Source organism: Desulfococcus sp., assembly GCF_041737845.1.
GTDB lineage: Bacteria > Desulfobacterota > Desulfobacteria > Desulfobacterales > Desulfococcaceae > Desulfococcus.
The window spans coordinates 1-14417 of sequence record NZ_JBGSQX010000004.1 but is presented as its reverse complement, the minus strand read 5'-3'; the positions used below and the strand labels follow the sequence as shown (position 1 = coordinate 14417).

Here is a 14417-nt window from a genome sequence, read left to right as displayed (position 1 = left end):
CCGAGGCCCGGGCCCTGGTCCGGTGCGGCTCCCTGGACGGCCTCCTGCCTGGGGCAAGTCGGGCCTCCCTGATGTGGGCTTTGGCGCGGTGGGAGCGCCGGGAGCATATGCGGGGCGGCGCACAACCCCTCTTCGGCGGCGGGGACGGGGCAGATCTCCCGGTCCTGAAGCCGGACCCCGAGATCGTCCGCCTCCGCCGGGAGTTTGCAGTTCTCGGGTTCCTGTGCGACCGCCACCCCATGGTCCTCTTTGAGGGGGACCCGGCCGTCGCCGGGGCCGTGAAGGCCGACCGGCTCGACCGGCATGCGGGGAAGACGGTCCGCGTTGCCGGCTGGCTGATCACCGGCAAGAAGATCCGCACCCGGCACGGGGAGCCCATGGAGTTCCTCTCCTTCGAGGACGAGACCGGGATCGTCGAGACCGTCTTTTTCCCCGGGGCCTACGACCGGTTCTGCCGGATATTGGAGGTCGACCGCCCCTATGTCCTGTCCGGAAAGGTGGCGCGGGAGTGGGGGGCCGTCACCCTCACGGTGGACCATGTCCGGCCCCTGGAGATCCGGGAAGCGTATCCGCGGTTCATGGGTCCCGTGCGGACAGGGGAAAGAGAGGATGGAGGTGCGGTTATTTCCCGCCGGAAATCTTGAGGGGTTTCACGGGCGCCGTGAGCGTCACCCGGGTTCCCTCCGACACCCGGGAGTCGATCTCCACGGATCCGCCCAGCATGTGGAACCGCTCCTTGATGCTGTAAAGGCCGAATCCGCCGGCCCCGGCGTTCTCTGCCGCGACGCGGGCCGCGTCGAATCCGGCCCCGTCGTCCTCCACCATAATGGTGACGGCATCGGGATGGGCGGCCATCCGGACGGCGACGTTCCGGGCCCGGGCGTGCTTGATGATGTTGAGCAGGAGTTCCCGAACGGCTCGGAATATAAGCACCCGAAGGGTGTCATCCATGTCGCGGCTCTCCGGCCCAAGAACGACGGAAATCCGGATGCCGTGCTGGGCTGCCATGGTTTCGGCAAGCCATTCAATGGCGGCACCGATGCCGATCTCGTAAAGAACAGGCGGGCTGATCTCGAAAATGAGCGTCCGGGTTTCCTGAATGATGGCGTCGATGGCCGCCTCGATCTCCCGCAGGTCGTCCCTGCGATCGCTTGGGGCCCCCAAGGCCGAAAGCATGCCCAGCCGGATCTGGGTGAGGGCCAAATTCTGGCCGATGCGGTCGTGGAGGTCTGCTGCGATCTGCCGCCTCTCCCGCTCCTCGATCAGGGTCATCTCGGACGAGAGCGCGCGCAGCTTCTGCTGGTTGACGAGGAGCTTCTCTTCCGACTGAATGCGCTCGCCGATTTCATGATGCAGCCGCTCGTTGGCCTCCGCCAGACCGGTGTGAACCTCCCGGAGCTGCCGGATCAACCGGTTGAACTCGCGGCTGAGGACGCCGATTTCGTCCCTGCGCTCGGGGAAGGGGGGCGGCGGCAGGTCGCCGGAATCCCGGATGGCGACAGCCCACCGGGTCAGTCGGAAAAGCGGCCGGGTGACGATGGTGTTCATGAGGATCATCAGGATCGCGAGCAGGATCATTCCCGAGAGTCCCGCGGAAATCAGGGCGAATTTGAGGGTGTCTGCGCCGTGCTGATAGATTGTCCTGGGGATGTCCGCCTCGAGGACGAGCAGCGGCGCCCCGTTGATGTCGCGGATGAGGCTCCAGGCCGAGAGGGTATGATCGTCCGGCGCCGTGAAGACGACCGGCGGGTCCGCCGTCATCCCGGAGAGGCTTTCCAGAAGGCCTGCCGGCGCATCGCCCGGGGGGCGGTACCGGTGCCGGATATGGGTCTGATCCTCCATCATCCGGACAAAGCCCGGGTCGAGAAAACGCCCCATGATCAGGTGGCCGATCACCGCCCCGGAGTGGTCGCTCGTGGTGATCGGCCGCGAAGAGATGAGGAGGGGGCCGCCGGATGTCGATATCATCCCCGACACGGAACTTTCGATCTCTTGGTTGCTGAACAATTTCGGGGTGTGTTTCTGGAGATCCTCTGAAAACGCCGGCAGACTGATGGTGTCGCCGCTTTCGATATCCCTGATTTCGCCCCAAAGGATATTCCGGGTTGAGTCAAGGATATAGAGAAGGTTGATCCGGTTGTCCGTGAAGGTCTGGGGCAGCAGGTTCGACTGCGGATAGCGGGGGTTTCCGTCGAGGACGAATGCATAGGTGTCGTCCCAGGCGGCCCAGTCGTGGGTGACGGCATCCAGATGCTCAATTTCACGGCGAAGCGCTTCGATGCACCTCGAAACGTCCTTTCCGGCCCCCTCCTGCTCCAGCCTGGCGTAGCTGGGCAGGATAACGAAACGCTGGACGCCGTGGCTCAGCAGGATGTACCCCGTCAGGACGAACAACAGGATCCCCATAATTTTGAAGCGCATGTTCATCATTGTTTCCCGCCGAAAGATATACACAGGATATATCTTAGAATTAGAGGCTGGTCAGCCCCTCCCGAAGGGCGTATTTGATCAGGTCGGCAAGGGTCGTGATCCGCAGCTTCTCCATGATGCTCCGCCGCCGGGCTTCGACGGTCTTCACGCTGATGTGGAGTGCGGCGGCGATATCGCGGGTATTCCCGCCCTCTGCGAGCATCTGGAGCACCTCCCGTTCCCGGAGCGTCAGAGGCTGGGAAGATGAAGCGGGCAGGGCATCCGTCTGCCGGACGTAGTCTTGAACCACGGTGGCGGCGATTTTTGGGCTGAGATAATGCCCGCCTGCAACAGCGGCATGGATGGCCGTCGTGAGTTCCCTGAAGGCGCATTCCTTGAGGAGGAACCCGGAGACGCCGGCCTTGAGCATTCCCGAAACGAAGCGCTTGTCGGAATGCATGGACAGGGCGATGATTTTCGTTTTGGGAACCTCGGATCGGATCTGATGGGTCGCATCGATGCCGTTCAAATCGGGCATGCTGACATCCATGATGATGACATCGGGCAGCAGCCTCTTGGCAAGGAGGACGGCCTTCCTGCCGTTTTCGGCCTCCCCCACCACCTGCATGTCCGCCTGTTGGTCGATCAGGGCGCGGAAACCCTCCCGAACAATGGCGTGATCGTCAGCGATCAAGACCCTTATGTTCATTTTCGGTATGTTCCTTTTTGAAAATGCCGAACGGATGCGGGCTTGGTAAGCAGGATATGGCTCTTATCGCCCTTCTGTCAAGACTTTACTGTCCGGGATGAAGGGGGTTTTTCTTTCCAGGCGGCGTCTTTCTATTGCCCAAAACCAATCCCGGCGGCGGGGGGAGAACAGGGGATTGACGGCCCTGCCCGCAGGCGATATAAACAGCAGGGGTCAGGGGCGTCGGCTGCGGCTGCAATCGGCGTTTTGCGGGGTTGTCCAATTCAAGGGCGGCTTTTGGAAGGCCGCCCGCAGGTCCGGCACATGGCATTCAATTCATTGCACTTTCTGATCTTTTTCTCCGTGGTCGCCCTGGCGTACTTCAGCCTGCCCCACCGGCATCGCTGGGTCCTGCTTCTGGGCGCGAGCTATTATTTCTACATGAGCTGGAAAGCGGAATACGCCGTCCTCCTCCTCTTTTCCACGGCGGTGCCCTGGGCCGCGGCCCTGGCCATGGACCGGACCGATTCCCGGGGCGCCAGGAGGCTGCTGCTCGGCCTCGGCATCGCCGTCGGCCTGGGCCTGCTCTCCGCCTTCAAATACCTCAATTTCGTGAGCGATTCGCTGCGGGTGATCCTTGCGGCCTGGTCCATCTCCCTCGACCTGCCGTACCTGAGGGTCCTGCTGCCGGTGGGGATCTCCTTCTATACCTTCCACACCCTGAGCTACATCATCGACGTCTACCGTGGGCAGCTCCGGCCCGAGCGGCATTTCGGCATTTTCGCCGCCGGTGTCGCCTTTTTCCCTCCGCTTGTTGCGGGCCCCATCGAACGCCCGAGGAACCTGCTGCCCCAGTTCCGGACCCCCCACCGGCCGGATGAGCGGCGGATCGCCGACGGCCTGTGGTTCATGCTCTGGGGGTTCTTCCTCAAGATCGTCATCGCCGACCGCCTCGCCGGATATGTAGACGCCGTCTACAACGACGCGGCCGGCTTCTCGGGCCTGCCCCTGCTGGCGGCCACCTATCTCTATTCCTACCAGATCTACTGCGATTTTGCCGGCTACTCCCTCATCGCCATCGGCGCGGCCCGGGTTTTGGGATTCTCCCTCATGGAAAACTTCAGGCGCCCCTATTCCGCCGCATCCGCGGCCGAATTCTGGCGGCGGTGGCACATCTCCCTTTCAAGCTGGCTCCGGGACTATCTTTACATCCCCCTGGGCGGGAACCGTCGGGGGACGGGGCGCCGGTGCCTCAACCTCTTCGTCGTCTTTTTCATCTGCGGGCTGTGGCACGGGGCCGGATGGACCTTCATCACCTGGGGCGTTCTCCACAGCCTCTACCTGATCGGGGGTGTCGTCACCGGGCCGCTGCGGGCGAAGGCGGCCGGCCGCCTGGGCCTCTCCCGGCTTCCCCGGCTCCACGGGGCGCTCAAGGTCCTTATCACCTTCCACCTCGCAACCTTTGCCTGGATCTTCTTCCGGGCCAACACCATGGACGACGCAGTGCACGTGGCGACCCACCTCTTTTCGTGGCGGACGCCGCTCTTTTCGGATTTTCCCCCGGTCTTTTCAAACCCGGCCGACCTGGGGATCGCCCTGGGCGCCATCCTCGTCATGGAAGCGGTCCATTTCCTCCAGGAAAAAGGGATGCTCCGGGAGATGCTCGCGGGAAAACCCCTCTGGATCACCTGGGCCGCCTCCTACGGCGCCGTCTTCGCGATCCTCCTGTTCGGCGTCTTCCGCAAGACGCCCTTCATCTACTTCCAGTTTTGAAACCCATGGCCGACCCCGGGAGCAATATGACCAGAGGCTTCATGACCCGCGCGGGGGCATATCTCACCCTGTTCGCCCTCCTCGTGTGGGGGGTCAACGCCGTCTACCACAGGCAGGTCCTGTCGAAATACATCCTGGCGCGGACCGACCGGGCCTTCGCCCAGTGCCGGGGCGGGGTCGAGGTTTTGTTTCTGGGCGACTCCCATGCTCAGCACGGCCTCAGCACCCTCGATATCCCCAATTCCTTCAATTTTTCCTCCCAGGCGGAGCATTACGCCCTCAATTACTACAAGCTCAAATCGGTCCTGGCCGGGGGCCCGGGCCGGCTCCGCACCGTCGTTTTGCCCGTCGAACTCCATTCCTTCGCCGCCCGGACCCTTGAAACCCATTATTTCCGGGATCCCTGGTACTGGCGGAGGCATGTCGACTATGTCGAGGCCGCGCGGATGATCGGGGATGCTTCCCTGGCCGGCCGGATGATCGCCGCCTGCTTCCCGTTTCTGGGAAACGGCATGGATTTTTTCCACCCCGTCGATCCCGATAAGTTGACCCCGGAGGTCCGCGGGTTTGTCCAGAACCGGGACGACTTCTCGCTCAGGCCGGACCGGGCGGCTGTCGCCCGGGACCGCGCGGCGGGCCAGCTCTCCGGCACGAACCACTTTGACGACCGCCTGGCGGCCTATTTCAAGAGGATTCTGGACCTTGCCGCCCACGCCGGGCTGGAGGTGATCCTGGTCCGGATGCCCGTCACCCGGGCCTATTTCGACGAAGCCCGAAGGTTCATCCCCAGCGTCGAAGGGTATTATGAAACCGTCGGCGGCATGCTTGCACCCTATGACAATATCGTGACCCTCGATTACCAGGCATCTTTTTTCGGGGAGGACGGCATGTTCTGGGACAGCGACCACCTCAACGCCGCCGGCGCCGAATACCTGACCCTCAGCCTCTGGGCGGATACCCTCGAACGCTCCCTGGCCGCGCTGCCGGACGAAGCGGCCCGCGGCAGGCGGCGCGGGGATATCGCGGCGCTCCGGTTTACAATTTCGGAACTCGACCAGCGGCGGCGCTATGGACGTGAGGCCATGCAGATTGGAGAGATGTATCGCGCCGGAAGGAAGGAGGCCGCCATGGCCCTTGCCCAAGCGGCTTTTGAAAGGGGAAACCATGACGGGGATATCCTTTCGATGATGCTGGCTTCGGCCGCCGAAAGCGGCAACGGGACCCTCGGGACGGCTCTGGCCGATGCCGTGAAGACGAGCCCGATCCCGGACAAGGTCGCGTTTGCGGGCGGCCGCATCGTGGCCCTGGGGCTGACGGTCGATTTGTGGACGACCGACGGCAACCCGGCCTACCTGGCGGTGGCGGCGCCCGAGGACCGCCCGGACCGTCACGAGTTCTGGCTCTCGTGCGACGCGTCCGGCGACGCCCTGCCCATCACGGCCACCATCGACGGCGGCGGCCGTCAGGTGCGCCACACCTTCCGGGAGCCGTCCCGGGTTCGCATCACCCTGCCCGAGGTCCCCTCGGGGGTCAGCCGGCTGTTTGTCGTCAGGGCGGACAAAACCTGGGTCCCCCCGGGCGGGAAGGACACGCGCCGCTTGGGGGTCCGCATCGTTCCCGTCGAGGCGGGCGGAGGCCCCTCATGAGGTGGGCGCGCCGGCGCCTGACGGACGTGGGGCACTCGCGGTTCCTCACGGGGGGCGGAAAGGAGGAAGGATGGCCGTGATTTCCGGCATCGATTTCCGGTCGATTTTCTCCAGCTTTCACGAAGGGGTCATCGTGGCGGATGCCGGGGGAACGATCCTCTACTACAACGATGCCCAGGGCCGCATCGACGATCTGCCGCCCGGGGAGGCGATCGGGAAAAAAATCGTCGAGGTTTACGACCTGACCGAGGCACAGAGCACCACCATGCGATGCCTCCATACCGGGCGTCCCATTACCCACCAGCCCATCTTTTACCGGACGCGCCTGGGCAGGTTCGCCAATGTCGTGAGCAACGTCTATCCGATCCACGCGGAAGGCCGCCTGGTCGGTGCGATCAGCTTCACCAAGGATTACCAGATGGTCGAAAAGATCGTCTCGCCGTCGTCCGGGAAGAAACCGGAGGCGCCCGGCAACGGCACCCGGTATGCCTTCGGGGACATCGTCGGGTCGAGCCCCGGCCTGCGGAAGGCCGTGGAGACCGCGAAGATGGCATCGGCCTCGCCGTCGGCGGTGATGATATTCGGCGAGACCGGCACGGGAAAGGAGATCATCGCCCAGTCGATCCACAACCACGGCCCGATGCGGCCGCGCACCTTCATCCCCATCAACTGCGCCGCGATCCCCGAAAACCTGCTGGAAGCCATCCTGTTCGGCACGAGCCGGGGGGCCTTCACCGGTGCGGTGGACCGGCCGGGGCTCTTTGAGGAGGCCGCCTCCGGGACCCTCTTCCTGGATGAGATCAACGCCATGCCCTTGTCGCTGCAGGCCAAGCTGCTCCGGGTCGTCCAGGAGAAGCGCATCCGCAGGATCGGCTCCCCGTCGGAGACGCCGGTGGACGTGAAGCTCGTGAGCTCCCTCAACGAAGACCCCTACCGGGCCATTTCCCGCGGAACCCTACGGAAGGACCTCTTTTACCGTCTGGGGGTGGTCGTCATCGCCATGCCGCCCCTTCGGGAGCGCCGGGGCGACCTGTCGGCCCTGGCATGCCATTTCATCGACCGGTCCAGCCGGGAGCTGAAAAAGTCGGTCGCGGCGGTCTCCGAGAACGTGATGCACCTGTTCCAGGGCTATCCCTGGCCCGGCAACATCCGGGAACTGGCCCATGTCATCGAGGGGGCCATGAACGTCATCGGCGACGGGGAATGCGTGATTGACCTGAAACACCTGCCCCGGCATATCCAGTCGTTCTGCCCGGGATATGACCGGAGGGAGCCGTCGGCGCCGTTCCCGCCCTTTTCCTGTGAAATTCCGGCTCCCTCTCCGCCCCTGCCGACCGGGCAAGACCGGGCGCCCGTGCCGGATGACGGTCCGCCCATGGAAACCCTCGCGCGGGCCAAAGACAGCGTCGAGAAGGAGGCCATCCGGCGGGCCCTTCGGGCCTCGGGCGGGAATGTTGCCCGGGCGGCCCGGATGCTGGGCATCCTCTCTCCCCAGTCGCTCCACTACAAGCTGAAAAAATACGGCCTCAACCGAAAGGATTTTGTCCCCCGGTGAAAACAGACAAAATGTTTTGACAAAATAATGGCTTATTTCCGATGCCGCGCAGTCCTGGGGAGGGCATCCGTGCCGTCGAAGAGGGTTTCAACCCTGCTGTATTTCTGAAGAAAACAATATGCCGCATCGCCCGTTCTCCCGATGCGGCATCCGTGGCATGCCCATTGCTTTGTCATATGGGATTCCATACATCTTTCACACTGGAACCCAAAGGATGGCGTATGCATTATTTCGAGTATTTTGATCAGAAATCGGTTGAGGAGATCCACGCCGCGACGCTTCAGGTGCTGGAAACCGTGGGGGTCGATTTCACCTACGCGCCCGCGCTGAAGGTCCTGGCCAGGGCCGGCTGCAGGGTCGAGGGCGAGCGGGTCTATTTTCCCCCCAGCCTGGTGGAGGCCTGCGCGACCAAGGCCCCGGCCGAGTTCACCCTCCATGCCCGGGACCCCGGGAAGAACGTGGTCATCGGCGGTGACACCGTCGCCTTCATTCCCTGCTACGGCCCCCCGTTTGTCACCGACCTCGATCGGGGCCGGCGGGAATCGGTCCTCGAGGACTATATCAATTTCGTCAAGATGAGTTATGCCAGCCTCGCCATGGACATCACCGGCGGGATGATGGCCGAGCCAAACGACATCCCCCACGCGCGGCGCAACGCCGAGATGATGTATGCCTCCATGCGGTATTCGGACAAGCCCTTCATGGGCGGCGCCATCGGGGAGCAGGCGGCCCGGGAGACCATCGAGATGGCCGCCCTCGTCTTCGGCGGGAAGGCGGCCCTCGCGGAACGCCCGCCCTTCATCAGCATCCTCTGCTCCCGGACCCCCCTGGGGTATGACGACCGGATGCTGGGGGCGATCATGGCCTATGCCGAGGCGGGCATGCCCCAGCTCATCTCCTCCCTCTCCATCGCCGGCGCCACGTCGCCGGTCACCCTCGAGGGCACCCTGGTCGTCCAGAACGCCGAGGTCCTGGCCGGCATCACCCTGACCCAGCTGGTCCGGGAGGGCGCGCCGGTGGTCTTCGCCGGTTCGTCGTCGGCCGCCGCCATGCGCTTTGGGACCCTCAGCATCGGCGCTCCGGAGATGGCCGTGAATACGGCCGCGACGGCACAGATGGCCCGGTTCTACGGCATCCCCTCCCGGGGCGGCGGGGCCCTGACGGACGCCAAGATCCCCGACTCCCAGGCGGCCATGGAATCCATGATGAGCCAGCTCATGGCCACCCTCTCGGGGGTTAATTTCGTTCTCCATTCGGCGGGCATCCTCGAGAGCTACATGATGGCCTCCTATGAGAAGTTCGTCATCGACGATGAAATCTGCGGCATGTGCAAGCGCATCAAGCGGGGCGAGGAGATCTCAGCGGAAAAGCTGGCCTTGGAGGTCATCCGTCAGGTCGGGCCGGGCGGCGAGTACCTGACCCGGATGCACACCTTCCAGAATTTCCGGAAGGAATTCTATGCCCCCATCATGGAGGAGCGGGAGAATTTCGCCAACTGGCGCAAGAAAGGCGGATTGACCCTGGAGCAGCGGGCCAACCGGAAATGGAAGGAGATCCTGGCGGCTTACGAGGAGCCGGCGCTTCCCGGGGAGACGGACAAGGCCCTCCGGAGGTATATCGATACCTTGTAGAAAGCATTCGGCCTTCGGCGTGCATCCGATGCCGGGGTGATCCCGGAGGCCGATGGAGGCTGCCGGCGCCACACGGAGTGTCACAAGAGGAGAGGGGTTGCTGCCCTTCTCCTCCTGTGTGCATCAGGAGGTGAAACGATCAAGCCCCTGCAACGGGCGGCTAATCCCGGGTGACCTCGAATGTGCCCGAACCGGTCTGCGCGCCGTTGGCGTATTCGATATACTCCCCGGTCATGATGTTGTTGTTGACAGCGGTGTTTTTGAACTCCAGTTTCTTGAGGCTTCCCTGACAGGTGTACGACCCTTCGATGGTGCCGGCCACGCTGCCCGTCGCTGAAATGCCGTCGACATAGCCGCAGGCGGGGTCGCTGACCTCAAAGGTCCCGGAGATGTTTTCATCGGTCTGGCCGAACTTGAAGACCAGGATGCGGGGAGGTGCGGAATTGAGGGTACCGCGCCAGGTGCCGGCATGGACGGTGAAGGTGGCCACGGCGGCCGCCGGGGTGAAGAGCAAAAAGGAATTGGCGTTGTTGCCGGCGATGGTGACGCCGCTCAACTCGGCCGTACCGGCCGACACGGCAATGATCTTTTTGATGCTGCTTGCCGGGACTGCGGGGAACCAAGCCGTATGCAGGCCGACCGCTTTCTGGCCTTCCTTGACGGTGATTTTCTGAATCCCCAGGACGCTGCTGTCGCCCAAAGCAAACAGGGTGATCCCTTCATCCCCCAACCAGTTGGTGATGGAAATGGCCTTCCAATCGACCGCCGGCGTGAAATTGCTGAAATAAAAGCCCAGGGTGCCGGCGACTTCATCCGTCAGCCGGAATTCCGCAACGCCCCCGCCCGCTTTGTTCTCGTAGGAGAGGCGGACGTTCAACTGGAAGCTGTCGTCGAATTCGACCACCCCGGCGCCGGAGTTGATCGTGGGGACCAGGGTCTTCAGGTCGATGACCTTTTCGCCAAGCGGTTCCACGGAGTAGGTCTCTTCAAATATGACGGGGCCGTTGTCCATGATGCTCACCTTGAAAAAGGCTTCCGTCTCCGTGGGGTTGTCGACCTGCAGATAGTCTCGCCAGAAGCCGCCGCTTCCGGTGATGTGGGGGATCAGGACCTGCGCGCTCATGGCGGATGCGGGAATCAACAGCAATATCGCCAGGACGGCGACCTGGAAACGCATCGGGAACCAGCTCGATCTTGCTTGTTTTCTCATTGGACATCTCCTTGAAGTTTCGTTGTAAAAGGAAAAAGTGCCCGGGAATCGGACCTTGCTCGGTTTCGGCCGCGCAGTGAGGATCGGGTATTGTTAAAACTGTTGGAACTGCCGACTGGAAAAGTCGTCACGGCGGATGGACATGACCGAAGGATATGAGATAACATTAAACAGATCCGGCTGGGACGCAAGGGGCCGCCGTGAAATCTTCCAGACTCCCTCCGATGCTTTCTGTTGCGTCGGGGGAAACGGCTGCTGCAGCCTGAAAGCAGGATGAGGATTCATTTCGGGGGATGTTCCGAATAACACCTTGATTTCAAATGCCATGGCGATGCCGTGACCGGGGAGGCCGAAAAAAGGATCTTGATTTGTTGGCGGGATGCCGATACCCTGACCCCATTATTCAGCCCCTCGAATGAAACGATCCTGACATCCATCTCACGCTTACGCGCGTTCACGACGCTGCCGCATAACCAGTTCCTCCGGGGTCATCGGGCGCCGTTTTCCCGGGCGCTTTGCGGTGGGACGGGACGGCATGTCATCGTCCCCCTCCCGGAAGCGTCGGCGGGATGGAATGCCGGGGAAAGATGCCGACCGCCCGGGGGCGGCGGGGATGCTCGGCACGGCAAAGAGGGAAGGGCGGAGCGGCAAAACCGATGGCGCAGATAGAGGACCGTATGGAGATGCTTCAAACAATTCATGTGGATGAACTCCCGGAGCGCTGCCGCGTAAACATCCGGCGGTATGTTCTGGGCGGGTCCCGGGATGACGGTGAACGCGGCCTGGATGCCGCCTGCGCGATTCCCGGCAACTGCATTGTCCTGGCCCATAAAACAATGGGCAAGACCCGGTATCCCAAGTGGCAGGTGTCGTTCCTGCCCGAATCCGAAGTCCCCCGCTTCATCCGGTCCCATCCGGATTACCAGAGCATGTATTTCCGGGTCTGCGGGGATATTTTCTAAGGGGTTCGTCCCGGCGGCGCCTTCCCCAGGCGCCGAATCTCCATGTTGACAGTAAATCCTCTCCTGTGCTAAATTATAGTGTTTTCTACAAAATATAAAGGGATAGGCATGAAAATGTGCCGAGAAAATCTGGTAGACCCACCGCTGACAGGACTGCATCCGGGCGGTGAGGCAAGGAGAGAAATATGGCTTTAGAAAATGTCTACAGTGTTTGCGGGATGTGTACGGTGCGGTGCCCCATCCAGGCGGAAGTGGAGAACGGCGAGGTCCGCTTCCTCCAGGGCAACCCGCACGTACCGGCCATGAAAGGCGCTGTCTGCCCCCGAGGGGCCGCGGGCATCGCCCTCGTTAAAGACCGGGAGCGCCCTCAGGCGCCGATGATCCGGGAGGGTGCCCGGGGCGAGGGCAAGTGGCGGACCGTCACCTGGGACGAGGCCCTGGATTACGTGGCCGGCAGGCTGTCCGACATCAAAGAAAAATACGGCGCCCGGGGGATCGCCTTCTCCGACCGGGGCGGCCCCTTCCGCGACTTCCACCGGGCCTTCCTGAAGGGCCTGGGCACGCCCAACTACTGCAACCACGACACCTCGTGCGCCCGCAATGTCCAGCACGCCTGCATTTCCGTCACCGGAATGGGGCGCAAGGACCTGGTCTACGACCTGAAAAACGCCCGGCACGTGGTGCTGCAGCTCCGGAACATCTTCGAGTCCATCAACGTCCAGGAGGTCAACAACCTCATGGACGCCATGGAGGCCGGGTGCAAGCTCACGGTCATCGACATCCGGGGCAATATCTCGGCATCCAAGGCGGACCGCTTCTTCATGGTCCGGCCGGGAACCGACTACGCCTTCAACCTGGCCGTCATCCACGAAATTCTGGCCAAGGATCTCTACGACAAGGATTACGTCGAGAAATATTTCAAGGATTTCAAAATCCTGCAAGACTTTGTCAAGCCCTGCACCCCTGAATGGGCCGAGACGGAAACCGGCGTGCCGGCGGTGTCGCTCCGCCAGTTCGTCCGGGAACTCGCCGCCGCGGCCCCTGCCGTGATATGGCACCCGGGGTGGATGACCGCCCGGTACACCACCTCCTTCTATGTCAGCCGCACCATTTACATCATCAACGCCCTTCTGGGCGCCATCGGCGCCAAGGGAGGCCTGCCCGTCGCCAGCAAGCCCGGGGACGTGGGCCGCAAGGGGCTCAAGTCCTTCCTGGATCTCTACCCCAAGCCCGAGGAGAAGCGCGCCGACGGCGCGGGCTGGCGCTACCCCCACCTGGAGGCGGGGCCGGGGTTGCCCCACCTGATGTTCAAAGCCATGGAGACCGGCGACCCCTACCCGGTGAAGGCGTACATCGCCTACCGCCACGATCCCCTCATGGGATTCCCCGACCCCGACCGGCTGAAGCAGATCTTCGACAACCTCGACCTCATGGTCTCGGTGACCTTTTCGTGGTCGGACACGGCCTGGTATTCCGACGTGGTCCTGCCCCTTTCGCCCTACCTGGAGCGGGAGAGCATCGTGGCCGCCAAGGGCGGGCTCAAGCCCCAGTTCTTCGTCCGGGACCGGGTAGTGGAGCCCCGCTATGACACCCGGGCCGACTGGGAGATCATCTCGGGCCTGGCCAAACGTCTCCATCTACCCGAACTGGTCTATGATTCCATCGACGAGATCCGGAGGTTCCAGCTCGAGGGAACGGGCGTGGGCCTGGATGACTTCAAGAAAAAGGGTTTCGTGGCGCTGTGCGACCAGCCCAACTACCTGCCGCCCAAATTCAAGACCGCGAGCGGCAAGTTCGAGATTGTCTCCGAGACCCTGGAGAAGCAGGGCCTGCCGTCCCTCAAGCCCTACGAGTCGCCGGCCCGGCCGCCCGAAGGACAGTTCCGCCTGACCTTCGGCCGCTGCGCCCTCCACACCCAGGGCCACACGGTCAACAACCCCATGCTGGCCGAGCAGATGCCGGAGAACGAACTCTGGATCCACACCGAGGCCGCCAGGAAGCTGGGCCTTGCGGACGGCGGCCAGGCCAAGGTCAGCCGCAACGGCTACTGGGAGCAGATCAAGGTCAAGACCACCGACGTGATCCACCCCGAGGCGGTCTTCGTGATCCACGGCTTCGGCCATCAGCTTCCGGTCGAGACCCGGGCCTTCGGCAAGGGCCTGGCCGACAACAAGTTCATGCAGGGCGGTTTAGACCTCTGGGACCCGGCCGGCGGCGCCGTCGCCTATCAGGAGTTCTTCGTCGGGGTGACCAAAGCGTGATGCCGGGCGGCGGACCGGGGCCTGCGTCCTCCCGCCGCTTCATATGATCAGACCATTGAGCCGGGTTTTCCCAGAAAAGGAAGAGCCCGGCTTTTTTGTCTGCCGAAAGGAGAAGAAACCATGTTCAGACTCACAGACACCCGGCTGCTCCGGCAGCAGTGTTACATCAACGGAGAGTGGAAGGATGCCGCCTCGGGTTCGACCTTTGCCGTCACCAACCCGGCCGACGGGACCGTCCTGGCGGCCGTGCCCGACATGGGGGCGGCGGAGACCGCCGCCGCC

The 14417-nt window shown here is 63.1% G+C and carries 10 protein-coding genes; 7 read left to right on the top strand and 3 right to left on the bottom strand.

From position 1 onward, the window contains the following. On the top strand, positions 1 to 644 hold a 644-nt coding region (locus tag ACEW8N_RS00355; protein WP_373497797.1), incomplete at its 5' end, for an OB-fold nucleic acid binding domain-containing protein. Here ACEW8N_RS00355 and ACEW8N_RS00350 read toward each other — a convergent pair. After that, complete coding sequence (locus tag ACEW8N_RS00350; protein ID WP_373497796.1) at positions 622 to 2421, bottom strand: CHASE4 domain-containing protein; 1800 nt, start codon at positions 2419 to 2421, stop codon at positions 622 to 624. The genes ACEW8N_RS00355 and ACEW8N_RS00350 overlap by 23 nt on opposite strands. Before the next feature lie 49 nt (positions 2422 to 2470). Next, positions 2471 to 3118 (bottom strand): response regulator, encoded by a 648-nt coding sequence (locus tag ACEW8N_RS00345; RefSeq protein ID WP_373497795.1) that lies wholly within the window; start codon positions 3116 to 3118, stop codon positions 2471 to 2473. Positions 3119 to 3421: 303 nt separating this feature from the next. Between ACEW8N_RS00345 and ACEW8N_RS00340 the strand changes: the two genes are divergently transcribed. The 4 genes from ACEW8N_RS00340 to ACEW8N_RS00325 all read left to right on the top strand — a co-directional run bounded on the left by ACEW8N_RS00340 (position 3422) and on the right by ACEW8N_RS00325 (position 9702). After that, on the top strand, positions 3422 to 4870 hold the full coding sequence (locus tag ACEW8N_RS00340) for an MBOAT family protein (protein ID WP_373497794.1): 1449 nt from the start codon (positions 3422 to 3424) through the stop codon (positions 4868 to 4870). A 26-nt stretch (positions 4871 to 4896) separates the two neighbouring features. Beyond that, positions 4897 to 6516 carry a hypothetical protein gene (locus ACEW8N_RS00335; protein ID WP_373497793.1) on the top strand — a complete coding sequence of 540 codons (1620 nt, stop codon included), beginning with the start codon at positions 4897 to 4899 and terminating at the stop codon, positions 6514 to 6516. A gap of 70 nt (positions 6517 to 6586) precedes the next feature. Then, positions 6587 to 8071 (top strand): sigma-54 interaction domain-containing protein, encoded by a 1485-nt coding sequence (locus ACEW8N_RS00330; protein ID WP_373497792.1) that lies wholly within the window; start codon positions 6587 to 6589, stop codon positions 8069 to 8071. 221 nt (positions 8072 to 8292) lie between these two features. Next, the gene (locus ACEW8N_RS00325; protein WP_373497791.1) at positions 8293 to 9702 is read left to right on the top strand and encodes a trimethylamine methyltransferase family protein; all 1410 of its coding nucleotides are present in this window, start codon (positions 8293 to 8295) and stop codon (positions 9700 to 9702) included. A gap of 160 nt (positions 9703 to 9862) precedes the next feature. Here ACEW8N_RS00325 and ACEW8N_RS00320 read toward each other — a convergent pair whose 3' ends face one another. Continuing rightward, on the bottom strand, positions 9863 to 10912 hold the full coding sequence (locus tag ACEW8N_RS00320; protein ID WP_373497790.1) for a hypothetical protein: 1050 nt from the start codon (positions 10910 to 10912) through the stop codon (positions 9863 to 9865). A gap of 656 nt (positions 10913 to 11568) precedes the next feature. Between ACEW8N_RS00320 and ACEW8N_RS00315 the strand changes: the two genes are divergently transcribed. Both ACEW8N_RS00315 and ACEW8N_RS00310 read left to right on the top strand, forming a co-directional pair. After that, positions 11569 to 11874, top strand: a complete 306-nt coding sequence (locus ACEW8N_RS00315) for a hypothetical protein (RefSeq protein ID WP_373497789.1) — start codon at positions 11569 to 11571, stop codon at positions 11872 to 11874. A 185-nt stretch (positions 11875 to 12059) separates the two neighbouring features. Further along, entirely contained in the window at positions 12060 to 14135 is a 2076-nt protein-coding gene (locus ACEW8N_RS00310; protein ID WP_373497788.1) for a molybdopterin-dependent oxidoreductase, read from the top strand. Positions 14136 to 14417: the final 282 nt, after the last annotated feature.

Bases quoted from the DNA above. Each gene is read 5' to 3' on its own strand.
- ACEW8N_RS00350 (WP_373497796.1), bottom strand. From the start codon at position 2,421: ATGCGCTTCAAAATTATGGGGATCCTGTTGTTCGTCCTGACGGGGTAC.
- ACEW8N_RS00345 (WP_373497795.1), bottom strand. From the start codon at position 3,118: ATGAACATAAGGGTCTTGATCGCTGACGATCACGCCATTGTTCGGGAG.
- ACEW8N_RS00340 (WP_373497794.1), top strand. From the start codon at position 3,422: ATGGCATTCAATTCATTGCACTTTCTGATCTTTTTCTCCGTGGTCGCC.
- ACEW8N_RS00335 (WP_373497793.1), top strand. From the start codon at position 4,897: ATGACCAGAGGCTTCATGACCCGCGCGGGGGCATATCTCACCCTGTTC.
- ACEW8N_RS00330 (WP_373497792.1), top strand. From the start codon at position 6,587: ATGGCCGTGATTTCCGGCATCGATTTCCGGTCGATTTTCTCCAGCTTT.
- ACEW8N_RS00325 (WP_373497791.1), top strand. From the start codon at position 8,293: ATGCATTATTTCGAGTATTTTGATCAGAAATCGGTTGAGGAGATCCAC.
- ACEW8N_RS00320 (WP_373497790.1), bottom strand. From the start codon at position 10,912: ATGAGAAAACAAGCAAGATCGAGCTGGTTCCCGATGCGTTTCCAGGTC.
- ACEW8N_RS00315 (WP_373497789.1), top strand. From the start codon at position 11,569: ATGGCGCAGATAGAGGACCGTATGGAGATGCTTCAAACAATTCATGTG.
- ACEW8N_RS00310 (WP_373497788.1), top strand. From the start codon at position 12,060: ATGGCTTTAGAAAATGTCTACAGTGTTTGCGGGATGTGTACGGTGCGG.